The following is a 17353-nucleotide window of genomic DNA, read 5'->3' as shown; positions in this document are numbered from 1 at the left end:
ATAGGAGTAAACCCTGATTATTTGAATTAAGCAGGTTGTGCTTATTCCCCAGCACTTAGTCAAAAGACGAATCAACTTCAGCGGCAGGAAGTTGAATTTCAAACTGGCTGCCAATACCAAGCTTTGACGCCACAATAATATCCCCTCCTTGGTTTTTAGCCATCATTAAGGCAATCGTCAGCCCCAAGCCAACATTGGAGCCAACAGGCTTAGTGGTGTAAAAAGGGTCAAATATTCGTGTTAGTTTATCTGGCTCGATCCCGCAGCCTGTGTCTTCGAACACAATACGTACAATCCCTGCATTTTTGCTGGCTGTTATTTTGACATCACTTATCTCCGATCCCGACTCTTTTGCGTTGAGGTATAAAGCTTCAAAAACTTTCAGCAGCTGCTCTCTACAACACATAACCTGAACACTTTTATCATGAGTGCTTTCATATATCTTTTGGTCGGTTATCTCACTACAAAACGTCGTGAGTATCTCATTTAAATCATATTCCCTAGGCTGTTCATCAGATACACCATTAAACACCGACAGCGCCGCAACTATGCGTTCAATTCTATTTAAATCAATTGCATTGTCTTCGAGCAATTCACCTATATCAGTAAAGTCACTGACTAGCTGATTTTCTCCAAAGCCCTCAACTTTTTCGAATAAAGAATCAATATAATCCTTTAAAACCGCAAAGTTACATTTCAATGCTCCCAGTGGGTTATTGATCTCGTGAGCCATACCTGCGGCTAAATAGCCTACAGACGCCATTTTTTCAGATTGTACTAATGTTGCCTGCTGTCTAATAATCTTGTCTTTCGCTTCTCTAAGAGAACGGTTAGACGCAACCAGTTCAGCCGTTCGCTTCTCTACCTTTTCTTCTAGAGTTTCATTTAGCTCTTTTAATTCACGCGCTAATTCTGATTGCTTTTTGATATCACGAAAAGCCCGCAAGGCGCTTGTCATCGTGATATATAAACGGGACTTTGTCAGATCTACTTTATTTTTGTAGTCATTAATATCATATTTGAGCATCACTTCGTGTTCTGGAATCGTACTGGGTTGCCCTGTTCTCAAAATAATGCGCACATCATGATTATTAAGCTCTTGCCTAATTTGGCGAACACATTCAAGGCCCGCGTTGTCTGTTTCCATAATTACATCGAGTAGAACAACACATATTTCAGGATCAGATTGCATATGCTTCATTGCTTCAGCTTTAGAGTATGCATGTAAAAATGACAGCTCTCTGCCTTCGTAGGTAAATTTTGATAAAGCCATGATCGTCACATCATGTATTTCAGGCTCATCGTCGACGACGAGTACTTTCCATGGAGGAAGCTGAGATGTCTGAGTTGTTTGCGCAGACTCGCTTGCAAGAAAAGAAAAAGTTGAGTTAGGCATGGCTACCAATTGTCTGTATTGATAGCCTTAAGCATGGCAAAAAAAGTTAAAATTACAACCTATTAAGTTCTGTTTTATAATGCTTTCTACAAACCGAGACGTAGCGATCATTACCGCCAATTTCGACCTGATCGCCGTCAGCAATAGCATTACCCTGCTCATCTAAACGCAATACGTGGTTCGCCTTTCGACCACAGTGACATACTGTTTTTAGTTCTATTAGCTTATCTGCCCAAGCCAATAAATATTGAGCCCCTTCAAATAACTCACCTCTAAAATCTGTTCTCAACCCATAACACAGTACCGGGATACCTAAAGAGTCAACAACATCGGTTAATTCAGAAACTTGCTCTTTAGATAAAAACTGGCTTTCGTCCACCAAGATACAATCTAATTTTTGCATTTGGTGTTCATTATTTACAAGCTCAAATACATTCGTCGTCGGCTCAAATGTACTTGCATCAGCTTCTAGACCAATTCGAGATGCAACTTTGCCAACACCTGAACGATTGTCTATGGCAGCCGTTAGAATAAAAGGCGTCATGCCTCGCTCACGGTAATTAAATGCCGATTGCAATAAAGTCGTAGATTTACCCGCATTCATTGCTGAGTAATAGAAATAAAGTTGTGCCATAGGTGTAAAATGAAAGTTTCGAGTGTGCGTAAGTCTACAGAAACTTACCTATTCTGACCATAATCAATATCTTGGAATTTTATGATTAACCGGGTTGTTGACATAATCTAAATAGTACTCATGCAATGGCATTACTCCTAACTCTTGCCAAAGTGTCTGGGCAACATCAGGACTTTGCAGTAAAAACGCCTTCGACAAAGCCAAATATCCATAACTAATATCAATAGGAGGGAATACAGGTTCAAGTGCGTCGCTATATGGAAAGCCAGACACTTGCTCGTTATAAACTTGGCATAACCCTAACGCCCCATCAACTAATCCTTTCAACACAAGCTGATAAGCATCATCTTGTGAATCAGTTTGAATGACACGATACAAATCCTGATGCAAAGCGTGTAAGACAGCATACCCACGAGGTACAGCCAAACTGATCGGATAGTTATTATTCGCCACGTCTTGAGCAAGGCCTTGCTGCCCGACCAAACACGTTCCCAACATGCTTATAGCGAGACTTTCGTCAACGTCACCTTGGGCATTTATCGGAAAATTGAGAAAGGATGCTCTTTCAGAGCGATACGAAGCGACGACAGCATCTACTTTATTTTTTTGGATATCATGTAGGCACCTTCGCCAAGGTTTGCGCACAAAGTTAAAACGCACATTTTGAACTTTGCTCTCAAGCCCTCGTAAAATCTCTATCGTGGCACCTGGTCGATGACTCGGTACTTCAAACCCACTACCAAGAAAAAAGGGAGGGATATTTTTGTCTTCGTAGCACAAAGTGATAAAGGTTGTAGCATATGATGATGAAGACCACAATAATACAATTAAAAGCGCTAACAGACGCATATAGCTCACAGCTCATTTTAAGGTTTAAGCATTGCAGTTGCATGCCTGATGCTACTAATACTATAGCTTACCCTGTTCTGTATGTCGTTTAATAAAATGATTTCTTGATGTCTTTAGGTATCTGGAGAGGCAAATAAAAAGTGCCTTGTATGTAGCTTATACCAGGCACTGAAAAATCGCTTGCGTTATTTAGCGTCTAAGTAACGCTTCTCAACTTCAACCCAGTTAATGACATTATAAAATGCAGCAATGTATTCCGGACGGCGGTTTTGATATTTAAGATAATAAGCATGCTCCCAAACATCTAGACCTAAAATTGGAGTCTGGTTGCTCATAAGTGGACTATCTTGATTTAAAGAGCTTGTTACTTTTAACTCGCCGTCAGCATCAACAACTAACCAAGCCCAACCACTACCAAAACGACTGACAGCCGCAGCAGTAAACTGCTCTTTGAATACATCAAAACTGCCAAACGTATCTGAAATTGCTTTAGAAAGTACCCCTTCATGCAAGTCACCACCATCTGGCGACATAATGGTCCAGAATAAACTGTGGTTATGATGACCACCAACATGGTCTCTCACTGCACCTTTTAGGTTTTCAGGCAGAGATTCAATGTTAACAAGCAAGTCTTCAACACCACGCTCAGCGAACTCAGTGCCTTCTAAAGCTGCATTGGCTTTATTAACATAAGTCTGATGGTGCAGTGTATGGTGGATTTCCATTGTTCTTGTATCAATATGTGGCTCTAGAGCGTCATATGCGTACGGTAGTTGTGGCAATGTAAAAGCCATGATTTTTCCTCATTTACTTTAATGGACGATATGTGGACGGTTAAAACCACCTTCCATTGCTATGTTAACTTGTTCAATTAACTCAGGAAGGTGAGGATGACAGGACGCAAAATTGATTAACTCCTGCCGCGTTTTATGTAAGTGATGACAAGCAATTTCAACGATTTCTATAGACGCGTTTTCTACTAAGTTGAGGATCACCGTATGAACTTCGATCAGCTGTTGGCAAGCTCGCTCAGGCTTAGACAATGCTAAAAAGCAATCAGCTAAATTATGAGCTGCGACCACCAGTGCAGGACAGCAATGTTCAATTGCAGTTAATTGCTCATCGCTTGCCTCGCTTTTTAAAAAGCGCTCAAGTAAATGACCAGCCAGATTTAAAGCACTTTGATATTTATCTCTGGCCGAATCAAATTGACCGTGCTGGAATGCATCGTTACCAGTTTTAATAGCGTATTGCCACGGGGCAAGGGCGTACTCCAATGGAGTATCAACTGAAGTTTCTGGTTGCTCAATTAGGGCCATTACGCTCCCCTTAGGTTGCTTTACACCAGACAACTATAAACAAAACCAACACCTTAATGCAAATTGTTTTTATTTGCATTATTACCATAATTTACGAGTGGTTATTTTATCTAATACCATCCATATCAAACCCAAACATAGATACTGCTTAAATAACAACCTCAGTTAAAAGCATAAAAGACAACGATAATGAGAATAAGAATCAATTGTTAAACCTATGATTTTAAAGGGTTTTTATTGACAAATAAGTTCTCATATATAGAATACCCCCTAAAGTCAGAGTTTGAGGAACATCCTATGAAGGGTAAACAAAAAATCATCGATGCATTTAATGCACTACTGGCAAATGAACTTGCTGCAATTGACCAGTATTTCATCCACTCTCGTATGTACGAAGACATGGGTCTTGATAAATTATATGAGCGCTTGAATCATGAGATGGAAGAAGAAACAACGCATGCAGATTGGCTAATTAAACGCATTCTATTCCTAGAGGGCGTACCAAATATGACCAAGCGTCGCGACTTATTAATTGGTCAAGACGTCAAATCGATGATGGAAAACGACCTAACACTTGAACTTGAAGTAGTCGCATGCGTTAAAGATGCAATCAAAGCATGTGAAGAAGAGCAAGATTACCAATCACGCGCTGTACTAGAAAAGCTACTTTTTGACACAGAAGAAGACCACGTATATTGGTTAGAGCAACAAATTGGTCTAATTGATAAGATCGGTATTCAAAACTACCTACAATCGCAACTTGCATAGGAAGGCTAATACATGAAAGGTAATAGAGAAGTTATTATCGCACTCAATAAAGTTCTAGCAAACGAACTTGTAGGTATCAATCAGTATTTTTTACATGCTCGCATGTTTAAAGACTTCGGCTTTATGAAGCTGGATAAAGCAGACTATAAAGTGTCGATCCAAAAAATGAAAAATGCGGACAGACTTATCGAGCGTATTTTATTTTTGGAAGGCCTACCTAACCTACAAGACCTAGGTCGTTTAAACATTGGTGAGAACGTACCTGAAATGATTGCTGCCAACCATGCTTTTGAAGAAGTCTCTTTAAAAGATTTGCAAGCTGCTATCGCTTTGTGTGAAGAAAAGCAAGACTATATCAGCCGTGAAGCTTTAGACAACATCCAAAGCGAGCAAGAAGAGCAAATAGACTGGCTTGAAACTCAGCAACAGTTACTAAAAACAATGGGAAAGAAAACTACTTACAATCACAAATGTAAGTTACTCCCATTAAAAAAGGCGCTTAATTCAGCGCCTTTTTCGTTATTCAATTCTTTATGCAACTTGTTCAGTCACATCAACAATATCAATCAGCTTTTCATTCAATATCTTTTTAGTACAGTTACAACATTTACCGCATTGGGTGCCAACACCTAGCTCTTTGCTAAGATCTCTCATAGAACGAGCACCGTCATCTATCGTCTGCGCTATTTTTTTGTCTGTTATTCCGTGGCAGATACAAATATACATGAATGAAAACCAATCTCAATTACATCAACTGAGGCTAAGTTTAATCTAAACAAAAATAGTTATCAACTCACTTACGCATAAAAATGAGAATAGTTACTAATAGCATTGATCAATAAAGAGTTTTATTTCACTTTTTATAATGGTTCAAGCCTTCAGCTGTAAAATGACAGTGCAAATTTCAATCAACCTATGGCGCCTAGCCTAATTTTTATCTATTTACTGGGTTCAAATCCACATGTTTATTTAATTCTGAAAAAGATCAAGACTGTTTCATGTGCATCGAAGTAATGTGTTGGACAGATTGAAAGCGAAATGATGATACTATTTCACTGACTTGTATGAGCGACATAAAATATACATGCCTGCTACTTATCACTGACACGCCCTCATTATTACAGCCTTTGATTTCCTTCCCAAAAACAGAAATTTCAAGCTTTGAAACAAATAATGAATTAACCAAATGTAAAAAACAGAACTCTGAAAACGATAAAAATTAAGAGTCTAGCTATTTCTGCAAGTGTTGTACTTGCCACTTAATCAAACATTGATAGAGCTCCGATGACTCAATAGGCTTCGCAACAAAGTCATCCATGCCGACTTGCAGGCACTTTGCCCTATCTTCACTGAACGCGTTAGCAGTGATCGCGATAATATATGGCGTGCCGTATTCATCAGGCTGAGAGCGTATGGCGCGTGTGCACTCAAACCCATCCATATTCGGCATTTGACAGTCCATAAGTACCACATCATATTTTTGAACGCTTAGAGCATCTAGCGCCTCTATGCCGTCCTGCGCCTTGACGATTTCCCCTCCCGTTTTTGCCAGCATTTGCATTGCAACTATCTGGTTTATTGGATTATCTTCAACCAATAATAAGCGCACACCGTCTAAGTTTGGAATACCAACGCTGTCTTGAACAGACCGTTCTATTCGCCCGCCTCGTTTTGCAGGGATCACGACTGAAAACTCACTGCCCTGATGCTCTTGAGAGGTAAACGTCAGCTCTCCTTCCATCAGTGAGACCAAGCGCTTGCAAATTGTCAAACCAAGTCCTGTGCCACCATATTTGCGTGTTGTAGACAAATCCGCTTGTGTAAATTCGTCAAACAAATCTTTTTGCGCTGCCTCTGAAATGCCCACACCAGTATCTTTGATGCTGCAAGTAAGCCGCTCATTGTGATAGCTCACTTCAAAACGAATAAAGCCCTCTTCAGTAAACTTACCTGCATTACTCAATAGATTATTAATCACCTGTCCGACACGTAAGTCATCAATGATAAGTACTTCAGGGACGGTGTCTGATAGTACATAGGTAAACTCGACATTTGACTTTTTGATTGACTGTTCAAATGATGTAGAGATATCCCTGACAAACTTCTTAATATCAGTGTCTTGTTGAGATAGATGCAAAGCCCCGGCTTCAATTTTCGAGTAATCCAAAATGTCATTTAGAATGAGTAACAGTTTATGGGCTGACTGATAAATAATATCTAACTGCTCTTTTGCTTTAACGTCTTGCTCAGACTGGATCAGCGCTTCGGACATTCCAATAATGCCATTGAGCGGTGTCCTTATCTCATGGCTCATATTAGCCAAAAATTGACTTTTTGCGGAGCTTGCGCGATTGGCACTTTCAAGTGCAGTGATCAATTCCTCGGTTTTTTGCCGCACTTCCAACTCGAGCGTTTTATTAAAATCTTGTAGCTTACGATTAAGCTGTGCATTTTCTTCATTCGCTGTATTTAACTTAGTGAAACTCATCGAGAGTTTAAACGCCAACTGTGAAAACTGCTGCTGTAAAATAATCACCTCTAAGCAACTGCCATCTGTCGTATTATTGACGTCAGACAGTTTTTTGCTGGGGTCAAAGGAGTTTATACTATGACTTAAATCCACAATGGGTTTAGTGAAAACACGCGTCATTCTATTCACCAAAAAGCTGCTGATAGCAATGATAAACAAAGCCAAAATAAATGACTGGATCCACGCTGAAGCGACCGCCAAGTTAACGTGTTTTCGCTCTATTAAGCTAATTACACGCCACTGAAATATGTCTGATTGCATACTTTGCTTATAGTACACATCTCGATTGTTACTGATATAGATTTGATCGGTTGTCTCTGTGAGTTCATCTAATTGCTTATCTGCAATGTTATCTAAAATATTGAAATCAGATTTTAAAGAGCTATAAACGATGTTATTTTCATGATCAACAATCAGTAAGTGCCCTTTTTGCGCCAGCACCCTAGGAATAAATTGTTCAAAAGACTCAAAGTAGAGTGAGCTCTCGACAATGCCTTGGAACTCCCCTTCTTCGTATAGCGGAGCAGATACCGCCACCACTGGATCATTACCAAACCCTCTACCTTGAAATATTCCAGACACGTAACCGTTAGGATAGTAAGGTGCTTGAAGAAAGTATTCACGATCAGCCACCGAAGGCACTTCACCCACTAAACTCACTTTCAAGGCTTTAGGATAAAAGTGTGTGACCATCGCGCTGTGATCAGCCACAATCGCTGTTCGAAAGTTAGGGTAAGTCTCTACCAGCCGTCTAATTACCTGCTGTTTTTCAACGCCTGATTGAATATCCTGCGCAGCCACCATAATGGCTCTACGATAGCTTTCGAGGTAATCATCTATTTGTTTTAATGCACTGCCAGATGCGTCTTGCAGTTGAGCGGTGACTTCGTACTCAATTCGCTTGTAATGGCTATTTGTAAGCACTATCGTCGTGATCAGTACCACCAATATAATCAATTGACTGATCATGTAGTTGAGAATTTGATACAAAGCTTTTGCTTGCCAAACACGTTTGAACAAAAAAAGTGATATCAAGTCGACAATTGCAAGGTAAACCGCCGCATTAATCAGGTACTTGGCAAGTGCGGTGAAAATAACCAGTAAAGTCAATCCAAGCACAAACTTACCGACAATAAATAAAATGGGCACACCAAAGAGCACCCAGTAACCAAGCCCTCTAATAAACAGCGGTTTGTTGGCACGAATACAAAAGATTTGCAGCCACGCTATTTCGAATAAAAATACAAGAGAAGCCCAGCAATGCCCCCATCGGTATAACAGGAACAGTGCGCCAATGCCCACCGCAATGATTGCATAACGCCAGCCTAAAGCAAGTAAGCACAAAATGACAAACAGCTGCCCAAACAAAAACTCGGAGCTATCTAAAAACCAGATAGGCAGTAGGTTTGCGATCCCGCCAACCACTCCTAAAAAAAGTGCAATAATTACCTTGGGTAACTTAACGAATTGATTCAGCAATACCAGCTCCTCTTTATATTCTATTAAAAAATAAAGGAAAGCTGGTTATTTGCCAAGTTTAATGGTGGGGACAATCGTGACTTTCTATTTGAAGCACACACTTTTCTACTGAAAATAGCTGTTTTAAGCGGGCTTCAACTTGATAACGACATGCATCATCATGCATTTCAATAGTACAATGGTGCTTTAATACAATATGCGCACCGACAATTAATTCATCGTCTGTGTTAGATACCGTCACATTGTGCACGCTTTCAACATGCTCTGTATCCACAATCGCCTGCTCAAGCTTATTCACATTAGGTAACGCGCTATCTTTGCTTAGTAGCCCGGTCAAGCAAGATTTAATCACTTTAAAACCCGTGAATAACACAAAACTCGAAATTAACATACTTGAAAGAACGTCAATAATATTCCAGCCAGTTAAATGAATGAGAATACCTGCGATAAAGGTAGAAATTGTGGATAATAAATCAAAGAAGGAATGTAAAAATACGGCATACACATTGATGCTGTCTTTACGGCCTTTGTATAACACCCAAGCAGCTACCCCATGAAATAAAAATCCAACACCAGCAATGGTAGACATTACAAATGTATTCACTTCATGAATGTGACCTTGAGAGTGCAATTCAATGCGCTCCGTCGCTTCTAATAGAATAATAACAGCGATAGAGACATATAATACGCCGTTAATGAGTCCACCAGTGTATTCTGCTTTTTTGTAGCCTTCGTTAAAGTTTTTTGCCAGTTTTACAGCAATGCTTGATGCTATCAATGCGATAAGCAAAGAACTGTTATGTACAAATAAGTGCCCGGCGTCAGCCAGCACGGCTAAGGAATTGGCAAAGTATGCACCAATAACCTGGATAACCATAAACGTGCAAGTTAATGCAAGCGCAATAAGTAGGCGCTTCCGAGAAGCCTCATGAGTTGTAAGATCGGTCATTCGAAACTTGAGAAACCTTTGTAACTATAAATTAGAGGGTGCCTTATGATAAAGGACGATAATTGTAACTCTATTTCATTTCAGACGCATCAAAAATCACAATATTTAGCAAATAAATAGACTATTTTTTTCATCTAAAAGCATGATCTAACTTGCTGTTTGTCGTGATTGGTTCAGCCCATGGCTTGCAGCGTACAAACCTTGCTCGAAGTAACGCAGTTGTTCGTGACTGAATATGCATTGTGTGTAACGCATGACTTCAATGGGGACCTGCGAATTATCAAAACAATTTGCGGGCCGTCCAGGATAAAAGCGCACACCATTATTAAATGTCACAATGTCCCTTACGCCGCAGCTCGCACCAATGCAATCGGCAAGTTTACTTGCACGTATTTTTGATGCATTCAATGGATTTAAGAAAAACTGTGAACTCCCCTCTTTGCTTGCGTGCCACATTTCACCACTTATATTGGCCTCAATGTCCCCTTCATGATGTATGCACACACATGTAAAAATGCCAAACGGTGACAGTACCACCCCATCAATATCTAATTCTTGCAAGAGCGGGCTCATACTACGTGGAACAATAATATACTTTTTTTTATCTAGTTTGCTGCTAAGCGCATCGTAAGTACGTCTAAAACCTCTTTTTTTGGTTTTATATGACGCACAGGAGGTATGATTAAAAGCGCGTTTTCCAAGCTCAATTAAAACATAACCGCATAAAACAATGCTTAGCCAAAACCCAAATCGTGCAAAGTGCTCAGGTTCTTGATTAATATCTAAGGAGGGAGAATGACGAGTTTTATATTGAGCTGGATCGATTGTATTCACAGAAGCAACTGATTCAGACATAACAGGCGTCGTCGTAACAATCCGAGTTCGCCTATTATGTTCATTTTGTCGATTCTTTTTGGCCAACTGGGCTTCAAAAGCTTGCCTTTGTTTGGCAACTTGCTCCGCGCATTTAACCGCACTTTGAAAGTTCTGCTCACCGTGATGACATATAATGGGCTTTTGAAAAAAGGCCTGCCATTGTTGGTATACCTTGGGGTCTTTAAACTGACTGATTCCATATACTGGCTGACGTGCATGTATTTCAGCAGATGTGCGCTCAATGTCTGAAGGCGATTGGCAATAATGCGCTACCCGCTCTAGCAATCGTGTGATACGAGCTTGCTCTGAGCCTGTCAAATTGCTGTTGTTTTGCAGAAACACCAGCTCCGAGGCATACCTATCACACTGATTTACATCAAGCTGTGTTGACATTGACGCCACACAACCAGAATAAATTAGTAAAAACAAAATCCATCTGTTCATTTTACCGTACCTAAATTACATAAATTTAAACGTCAACCCAGTGGGAGATTTAAGTCACTTTCTGTTGGCCAACATATTTAATGCCCACTCTTCCAACAATCCATCGCTACTTAAAGTCACCAGCTTTTCTTTAGTCGGTGCATACATATCAACAATCGTCGCACCTGAACTCACCGTATTAATCTGCCATGTACCTAACTCATTACCACTTTGCGTATCCCATATTGTCAGCTGAGATTTAGATGAAGAGGTTGCCAATAGACGGCTTTTCTCAATAAATAACGCCTTGCGAAATACCTTAAAACGCGCCATGTACTTAAGTTCACTTTTATCTGCTCCATCAATGAGCGATGCAATAACCTGATTGTCTAACGCATCCGATACAAAAAACTCAGAGAAGTCTTTTCGCACCGCTAAGCTCGTAACTCGGTGGTTAAACTCTTTGGTAAAGACTGGCTCTGGTGAACCAAATTGCCAAAGTGCTAATTTTCCGTCTTGCGCAGCAGTTAAAAACAACTCCCCTTTATCATCCCATTCAACATGCATGACTGGTCGGCTATGGGGGGCAAACTGATTATTCACCTGAGTATGCAGATGAGCCATATTAACCGTGCCATCTGACATGGCCACGATTATTTTATCCATAAAAGGTGACAAAGAGACCGAGGTGATATGCGCATACCCACTTACCCCTGTAAAGCTCACTTTAGTCACTAGCTTTTCTGTTGACAAAGACCAAAATTGAAGCTGATTATCACCGACAACAATCAACATGTTATTATCTTTTGACAACACAACATCCGAGATAATTCAGGCATTTTATCCTTCGGAACCGAAAACAACTCGGTCATCGATTTGCTATCCCAGACTGTTAGAGTATTTGTGCTATCTATAGTAACTAACTTACTGCCATCTTGTGAAAAATGGCCGATAAGCACGCCCTTATCTCCAAGTTGACTGATGGTGCCTTTACTCAATAAGATTTCATCCTCACAACCTGTTAAAAACAGCATTAAAAGAAATGGGATTAGTCTAAACAACATGGCTCTAGCTCTCTAAGTTAAAGGGCAATAAATAATCTGTGCAAATAGTATAGCCTTTTACTTTTTTGTACAGTGTATTGTCTGCTCTCTTTGATACAGCCCAGTGAGCAGCAAGATTTGTAGGCAAAATAAGCAAAGTCTACGCCACTACCTAGTCAAATTTTTTAAGATATTGATATCCCAATATTCAATAATCCCATCGCTATTCAATGTGACCAGTTTACGCTCTCTATTGATGTGCATATCAACGATCAATGCCGTAGAAGTTGCCGCTTGAATGCCATAAGCGTCAATTTCTTGCCCCGTATTTACATCCCACAATGTCCACCAAGACTTACTAGACCCAGTTGCTAAGTATTGACCATCAGGACTAAATGCAGCAGCGCGAAACCACCTGAATCGCTCGCGATAAGCAAGCTTAATTAACGCCCGCTCTGATGAGAAAGGCCTGAGGATTATTTGCTCATTGAGCGCATCAGATGCAAAAAGTAGATTTTGCGATAAATTATAGGCGACACTCGTCACACGTTTTGACAGTCGGTGCTCGAATGTTGGCTGCAATGTGCTCGCATTTAAAATATTCACTACACCATCATGTCCTGCACTGAGTATGAGTTGTCGCTGCGTACCTAATTCGAGAAAGCTCACTCTGGCATCATGATACTTAATTCGCTTAGTCAGTTTATTTTCAAAGTCAATCACACTGATGGTGCCATCAGTCATCCCCACTAACAGCTGCATTGGGTTTGCGTAAATGGCTATCTTTGACGTTTTAGCAAATTCTGACTCTCCTGAAACATCGAATTGGCCTAACCTCACCTTGTCGACGAGATCCCAGACCACCACATACGTTGTGAAGCTTGCGGCTAACAGCCGATTGTCTTGTGATATTGCAATATCTGTTACCTTGGTCTCGTTCAATTTAAACTGAGCCAAAACACCACTGCCATCGGTCTTTGCAATGTTCAATGTGCCTTGAGCCACGAAAGCAACTAGGTCGGCATGTGATGAAAACACACCAAGATCTATTGGCACTTCACTGACTTGATGGAAAGCCTGCTTTGGATTTTCACTCACGCCATCACACCCAAGCAACAGAGTCACCAGAACAGCGGTTGATAAGATATGGATGATACTTTTATACATAGGCGTTCTCCCAATACTGCTCATTCCTTGTTTCGCCTCAAAACAGCTATATTCTAAACTTTAAGTTTTAGTCTCTTACCTATATTATCGGACATAAATCTTATTTATTTAGAAAATATAAACGACAGGGCAATCTAAAAGTACTATAATTAAAAAGTCGTAGCGAGGAGTTCACTCGGCAGAGCATGATTGCACGTTATTGCCGTGGAGCTAACGAACCGAGGTAATTATGTGTAGCGCACCCAGAGCGAGAGTGTCAAAGGGTAAAGTGGTCGATTATCAAGACGCGATGAACCAAAACTTAAGCCCAAAAAAACGCTCCGAATTTGCCAAAAAAGCCAATGCTGCCTATGAAAAACGCCACCCTAATGAGGAGTATAAAATGGCCTACAAAAATGAAAAGAAAAACCAAAAAACAAAATCGCTAGTACACAAAATAGAAATAATTCTGGTTCTTATCGTTTTTATCGCCATTGCCGTTAGAGTCATATTTTTATCAGAATAAGTGTGATCAGGCTCTCCGCCTTCACCTCTTCTTTCACGCGTTCCTTGCAAACACATCACATCGATAACTTATAAATCGACTCACTTTTAAGTAGTCAAAGTTAATTGCCTTAATCGACATACTCATAGATCCACTTTTAGGGACTAATTTTCAAATTAGTGCCAATTGCGCCTTGCACAACAGCAACGTTATAGTATAACATAATCTCAAATTGTTATTTTATAACATTATAAAAGCAGGCGTATTTACCCATTTCCTGCAACTTAAATACTCTAATAATTGAAAGAAATATGAAACACACACACAAATTACTCTCCGTTGCAGTTGCAACAGCATTGCTAGCAGCTTGTGGTGACACAGAAACAACTATTATTGAACATGCTCCAGTCGTAGAACCTGTTGAGCAAGACAAAGGCCATGACGACCACGCGCATGATGGACATGACCATGATCACGACTCAGTTGGTGAGGCTGGTCGTTTATTGGTAACTTCTCCAGAGTCAAACTCTGTACATGTTCTAGATATTGAGCACAAAGAAGTCGCAGGTGAACTTGCTTCTAGTAACTATGCAAGCAGAGTATATGCAACTGAAAACAGCCGCTACGCTATTTTAGTTCAATCCGAGCAAGGTCGTGTCGAATTTGTAGACGGTGGTATTTGGCAAGAGGATCATGGCGACCACATGCATCCTTATGAAGAAGCACCTACATTAAGCGATGTTGCTTTTGACCATGTAAAACCTGCGCACGTTACTAACGGCGAGCACAGCACTGCGATTTTCTTCGATGGCAGTGGCGATGATGCTGTTAATGCAGAAGTCGTTGTTTTCTCTGAAGCTTATCTTGGCGGTGATAAAGACAAAGTCGCTGAAATTCACTACGAAACAAACATGCACGGCGCAGCTCAGTCTCGCGGCGAGTACACATTCAGTACAATTCGCGATCCACAAACTGAGTCTACACTGCCTACACAAATTGGTGTTTATCACAAACATGACGGCCACTTTGACCAAGAAAAAGTATTCGATGTCACTTGTCCAGCGCTGCATGGTAGTGCGCAAAACCACGAGCATGTGTCTTTTGCCTGTGGTGACGGTGTTGTCGTTATCGCTGAAGAAAATGGAGAGTTTGTCGCTTCTAAAATTGCAAACCCAGAAAGCTTTGTTGAAAACCAGCGCATCGGTTACTTAATTGGACATGAAAGTAGCCACCAATTTATTGGTGTTGCAGGTACTGAGCTTGTCGTTGTTGATGCTGAACATGGCGAAATCGAAAAGATTGAATGGTCAGTCACAGAAAGCCACAGATTTGCTGGTGGTAACTTCAATTATGACGGCTCTCATGCAGCTGTATTAGACACAGCCGGTGTCTTAACAATTTTCGAACAACACGCCGAAGGTGATGAGCATCATTGGGAAATTGCACACTCAGTTAAAGTACATGAGCATGAGTTGTCAGCAATCCCTGAAGGTACTGTATTTAGCATTGCATTCTCTGGCGCTGAAAACATTGCTTACGTAACGGATTCAACTGCACAGCATGTCATTGGCTATGACCTTGAAACAGCTGAAGTAAAAGTTGAAATTGAGCTAGATTTTACACCAGAACGTTTAGTTTGGTTAGGTATTGAAAAAGGAGGCGAACACGCACACTAATACTCCCGAGTATAACGTGTATGTCTCTTGATTGTGAGCCAAAGCGCCTTTTTTAAGGCGCTTTTTTCTTTTCAATCCCTAATCAGACTCAGAGTTTAACCTGCCTTAATTTTTCCTCAAAAAGATTAAAAGTGCTACTACATTGCAGCCATTCTAGTAAGTGTTGTGAAATGGTAGAGGGGTCAAGGGAGTGCATAGCACTTGATAAAACAACCCTCAGAGGAAAGCACATAAAACGGCCAACCTCTAAGAGTAGATAAAACTACTTATCTGGGAACAACTTGTACAACCGACAAGCGACGCCGTTTGTCCAACCAAAGCCTTGTTGTACGATATATTCGCCCCTTGTGCTTTTTTGTTCAACTCGATGACATTGTATTTTTCTAACAGGCATTGGTTGATGGCAAAATTCGACTCAAGTGTATGAAGCCACCTTGTGCCAATCAGCTTTGCTTCCTGTTCAAAACCATAATTTAAAAGCCCTTTAACACCAAACCACTGTAATGGTGCCCAACCATTTGGACTGTCCCATTGCTGAAGAGTCTCAGTGAGCGTCGTGACAAGTCCACCTACTTTGCAAAACTCAGACATAATTTTCTTCGACATACGCAACGCATGGCCATCATCTTTTACCAAGTTGAAAAATAATGCCGTGGCGCCAGCCATCGTCTGCACTTCTCGCTGACACTTGTTAGCGATATCATAATCAACATACCAGCTTGCCTGCTCATCCCACATATACTGTTCTATTAGATCAGCGCGCGATTTTGATCTTTTATCCAATTTTTTATATTCAGCATGATAGCTTAAAGCAAGATAGCATCGAGCTAATTGTAACTCTAAAAAATATATCAAAGCATTTAAGTCGATCGGCACCATTTCTGTTGTAGCAATGGTTTTTAAATCACTTGGATCTCTCAACCAGCGACTACTAAAGTCCCAACCAGACTCACAAGCCGCACGTATATTTCGATAAAATGAAAGTTTCTGCTGTGCCGTTAGGTGTTTTGCGTCTTCCAAATCCTCTCGGTAAGATTCAGGCCTAGGCAACGCTTCATTATCCCAATAACGATTCAGCAAACCACCACAAGGCATCATCACAACACGAGCGTGCGTGTTATTTTTTGCAGAAAGCTCCCCTTGCCCTTTCATCCAAAAATCATATTCGCGGCGTAATGCAGTCGTTACTTTTTTCAGCCACTGTTTGTCAGAACTTTTTTTATCCCATAGCAAATCGACCATTAAAGCCGTCACCGGAGGCTGAGAGCGCGTCGCATAATAGCTACGATTTCCATTTGGTACGTGACCTAATGAGCCTATCAAACTGCAAAAGTTATCGAGCATATGCTCAACAAGCGCTTCTCGGCCAGAGTCCATCAAACCAAGCGCTGTAAAATAGCTATCCCAATAATAGATTTCATTAAACCGACCACCTGGAACAACATACGGCTTGGGCAAGCTTAGTAAAGAGCTCGTATTTTGATCGCAAACCTGCCTTGTTAGCCTGCCCCAAAGCTGCTCGATATAGTCTTGTACAGAGCTAACATCATCTAATGCATCCAGCTCAGGTGCCTGTGCAAACTCAAAATGAACGTCTACAAACTCAGCCAAATCTTTAGGCTGCAACTCCTCATAAAAGTCACAAACGGCTTGCCATGATTGCTTTGGGATCGCATCAGCAAACGTTTTGCTATCATTGAAAATCCCCGACAATTGAACGTCCTTAAATAAGCGGCTGTGCTCAAACTTCATTCTTCTTC

At 40.7% G+C, this 17353-nt stretch carries 15 protein-coding genes and 2 pseudogenes; 4 read left to right on the top strand and 13 right to left on the bottom strand.

Annotation, left to right across the window (positions count from 1 at the left end; translation table 11 throughout):
* Positions 1 to 55: 55 nt before the first annotated feature.
* From JF50_RS15060 to JF50_RS15040, 5 genes are all read right to left on the bottom strand, one after another.
* Positions 56 to 1396 carry an ATP-binding protein gene (locus JF50_RS15060; protein WP_052262340.1) on the bottom strand — a complete coding sequence of 447 codons (1341 nt, stop codon included), beginning with the start codon at positions 1394 to 1396 and terminating at the stop codon, positions 56 to 58.
* A gap of 52 nt (positions 1397 to 1448) precedes the next feature.
* Complete coding sequence (locus JF50_RS15055; protein ID WP_039610273.1) at positions 1449 to 2030, bottom strand: thymidine kinase; 582 nt, start codon at positions 2028 to 2030, stop codon at positions 1449 to 1451.
* Positions 2031 to 2093: 63 nt separating this feature from the next.
* A complete protein-coding gene (locus tag JF50_RS15050; protein WP_160290489.1) occupies positions 2094 to 2888 on the bottom strand; it encodes a substrate-binding periplasmic protein in 795 nt (264 codons plus the stop codon).
* Positions 2889 to 3064: 176 nt separating this feature from the next.
* Positions 3065 to 3673 (bottom strand): superoxide dismutase, encoded by a 609-nt coding sequence (locus tag JF50_RS15045; protein ID WP_039610272.1) that lies wholly within the window; start codon positions 3671 to 3673, stop codon positions 3065 to 3067.
* 18 nt (positions 3674 to 3691) lie between these two features.
* Positions 3692 to 4198 carry a hypothetical protein gene (locus tag JF50_RS15040; RefSeq protein WP_052262338.1) on the bottom strand — a complete coding sequence of 169 codons (507 nt, stop codon included), beginning with the start codon at positions 4196 to 4198 and terminating at the stop codon, positions 3692 to 3694.
* A 297-nt stretch (positions 4199 to 4495) separates the two neighbouring features.
* Here JF50_RS15040 and bfr (JF50_RS15035) point away from each other — a divergent pair, with 297 nt between their 5' ends.
* Both bfr (JF50_RS15035) and bfr (JF50_RS15030) read left to right on the top strand, forming a co-directional pair.
* Positions 4496 to 4966, top strand: a complete 471-nt coding sequence (bfr, locus tag JF50_RS15035) for a bacterioferritin (protein WP_039610271.1) — start codon at positions 4496 to 4498, stop codon at positions 4964 to 4966.
* 12 nt (positions 4967 to 4978) lie between these two features.
* Positions 4979 to 5442 (top strand): annotated as a pseudogene (bfr, locus tag JF50_RS15030) (bacterioferritin).
* Between the two features lie 55 nt (positions 5443 to 5497).
* On the opposite strand, the gene JF50_RS27630 reads toward bfr (JF50_RS15030), so the two are convergent.
* The 7 genes from JF50_RS27630 to JF50_RS15000 form a co-directional block, all read right to left on the bottom strand.
* On the bottom strand, positions 5498 to 5692 hold the full coding sequence (locus JF50_RS27630) for a (2Fe-2S)-binding protein (protein WP_023397915.1): 195 nt from the start codon (positions 5690 to 5692) through the stop codon (positions 5498 to 5500).
* A 505-nt stretch (positions 5693 to 6197) separates the two neighbouring features.
* The gene (locus JF50_RS15020) at positions 6198 to 8975 is read right to left on the bottom strand and encodes a response regulator (protein ID WP_235423450.1); all 2778 of its coding nucleotides are present in this window, start codon (positions 8973 to 8975) and stop codon (positions 6198 to 6200) included.
* Between the two features lie 58 nt (positions 8976 to 9033).
* Positions 9034 to 9924 carry a cation diffusion facilitator family transporter gene (locus JF50_RS15015; protein ID WP_039610270.1) on the bottom strand — a complete coding sequence of 297 codons (891 nt, stop codon included), beginning with the start codon at positions 9922 to 9924 and terminating at the stop codon, positions 9034 to 9036.
* Positions 9925 to 10071: 147 nt separating this feature from the next.
* Entirely contained in the window at positions 10072 to 11244 is a 1173-nt protein-coding gene (locus tag JF50_RS15010) for an NERD domain-containing protein (RefSeq protein WP_039610269.1), read from the bottom strand.
* Positions 11245 to 11298: 54 nt separating this feature from the next.
* A complete protein-coding gene (locus tag JF50_RS15005; RefSeq protein ID WP_235423449.1) occupies positions 11299 to 12018 on the bottom strand; it encodes a WD40 repeat domain-containing protein in 720 nt (239 codons plus the stop codon).
* Complete coding sequence (locus JF50_RS27625) at positions 12012 to 12287, bottom strand: hypothetical protein (protein ID WP_235423448.1); 276 nt, start codon at positions 12285 to 12287, stop codon at positions 12012 to 12014. The genes JF50_RS15005 and JF50_RS27625 overlap by 7 nt, the downstream gene beginning before the upstream one ends.
* Positions 12288 to 12434: 147 nt before the next feature.
* Complete coding sequence (locus JF50_RS15000) at positions 12435 to 13433, bottom strand: WD40 repeat domain-containing protein (protein ID WP_039610268.1); 999 nt, start codon at positions 13431 to 13433, stop codon at positions 12435 to 12437.
* 268 nt (positions 13434 to 13701) lie between these two features.
* Here JF50_RS15000 and JF50_RS14995 point away from each other — a divergent pair, with 268 nt between their 5' ends.
* Positions 13702 to 13938 (top strand): hypothetical protein, encoded by a 237-nt coding sequence (locus JF50_RS14995; protein ID WP_152614556.1) that lies wholly within the window; start codon positions 13702 to 13704, stop codon positions 13936 to 13938.
* Between the two features lie 290 nt (positions 13939 to 14228).
* Positions 14229 to 15593, top strand: a complete 1365-nt coding sequence (locus tag JF50_RS14990) for a hypothetical protein (protein WP_039610266.1) — start codon at positions 14229 to 14231, stop codon at positions 15591 to 15593.
* 262 nt (positions 15594 to 15855) lie between these two features.
* Here JF50_RS14990 and JF50_RS14985 read toward each other — a convergent pair.
* Positions 15856 to 17345 (bottom strand): annotated as a pseudogene (locus JF50_RS14985) (trehalase family glycosidase).
* Between the last annotated feature and the right edge of the window lie 8 nt (positions 17346 to 17353).

The organism is Pseudoalteromonas luteoviolacea, from assembly GCF_000814765.1.
In the GTDB taxonomy this organism is placed as follows: Bacteria; Pseudomonadota; Gammaproteobacteria; order Enterobacterales; family Alteromonadaceae; genus Pseudoalteromonas; species Pseudoalteromonas luteoviolacea_H.
The sequence above is the reverse complement of the archived record's forward strand: the minus strand, read 5'-3'. Positions and strand labels throughout refer to the sequence as shown.

Excerpts from the sequence above, each read along its gene's own strand:
- JF50_RS15060 (WP_052262340.1), bottom strand. The coding sequence starts at position 1,396 with ATGCCTAACTCAACTTTTTCTTTTCTTGCAAGCGAGTCTGCGCAAACA.
- JF50_RS15055 (WP_039610273.1), bottom strand. The coding sequence starts at position 2,030 with ATGGCACAACTTTATTTCTATTACTCAGCAATGAATGCGGGTAAATCT.
- JF50_RS15045 (WP_039610272.1), bottom strand. The coding sequence starts at position 3,673 with ATGGCTTTTACATTGCCACAACTACCGTACGCATATGACGCTCTAGAG.
- JF50_RS15040 (WP_052262338.1), bottom strand. The coding sequence starts at position 4,198 with ATGGCCCTAATTGAGCAACCAGAAACTTCAGTTGATACTCCATTGGAG.
- bfr (WP_039610271.1), top strand. The coding sequence starts at position 4,496 with ATGAAGGGTAAACAAAAAATCATCGATGCATTTAATGCACTACTGGCA.
- JF50_RS27630 (WP_023397915.1), bottom strand. The coding sequence starts at position 5,692 with ATGTATATTTGTATCTGCCACGGAATAACAGACAAAAAAATAGCGCAG.
- JF50_RS15015 (WP_039610270.1), bottom strand. The coding sequence starts at position 9,924 with ATGACCGATCTTACAACTCATGAGGCTTCTCGGAAGCGCCTACTTATT.
- JF50_RS15010 (WP_039610269.1), bottom strand. The coding sequence starts at position 11,244 with ATGAACAGATGGATTTTGTTTTTACTAATTTATTCTGGTTGTGTGGCG.
- JF50_RS15005 (WP_235423449.1), bottom strand. The coding sequence starts at position 12,018 with ATGTTGATTGTTGTCGGTGATAATCAGCTTCAATTTTGGTCTTTGTCA.
- JF50_RS27625 (WP_235423448.1), bottom strand. The coding sequence starts at position 12,287 with ATGTTGTTTAGACTAATCCCATTTCTTTTAATGCTGTTTTTAACAGGT.
- JF50_RS15000 (WP_039610268.1), bottom strand. The coding sequence starts at position 13,433 with ATGTATAAAAGTATCATCCATATCTTATCAACCGCTGTTCTGGTGACT.
- JF50_RS14990 (WP_039610266.1), top strand. The coding sequence starts at position 14,229 with ATGAAACACACACACAAATTACTCTCCGTTGCAGTTGCAACAGCATTG.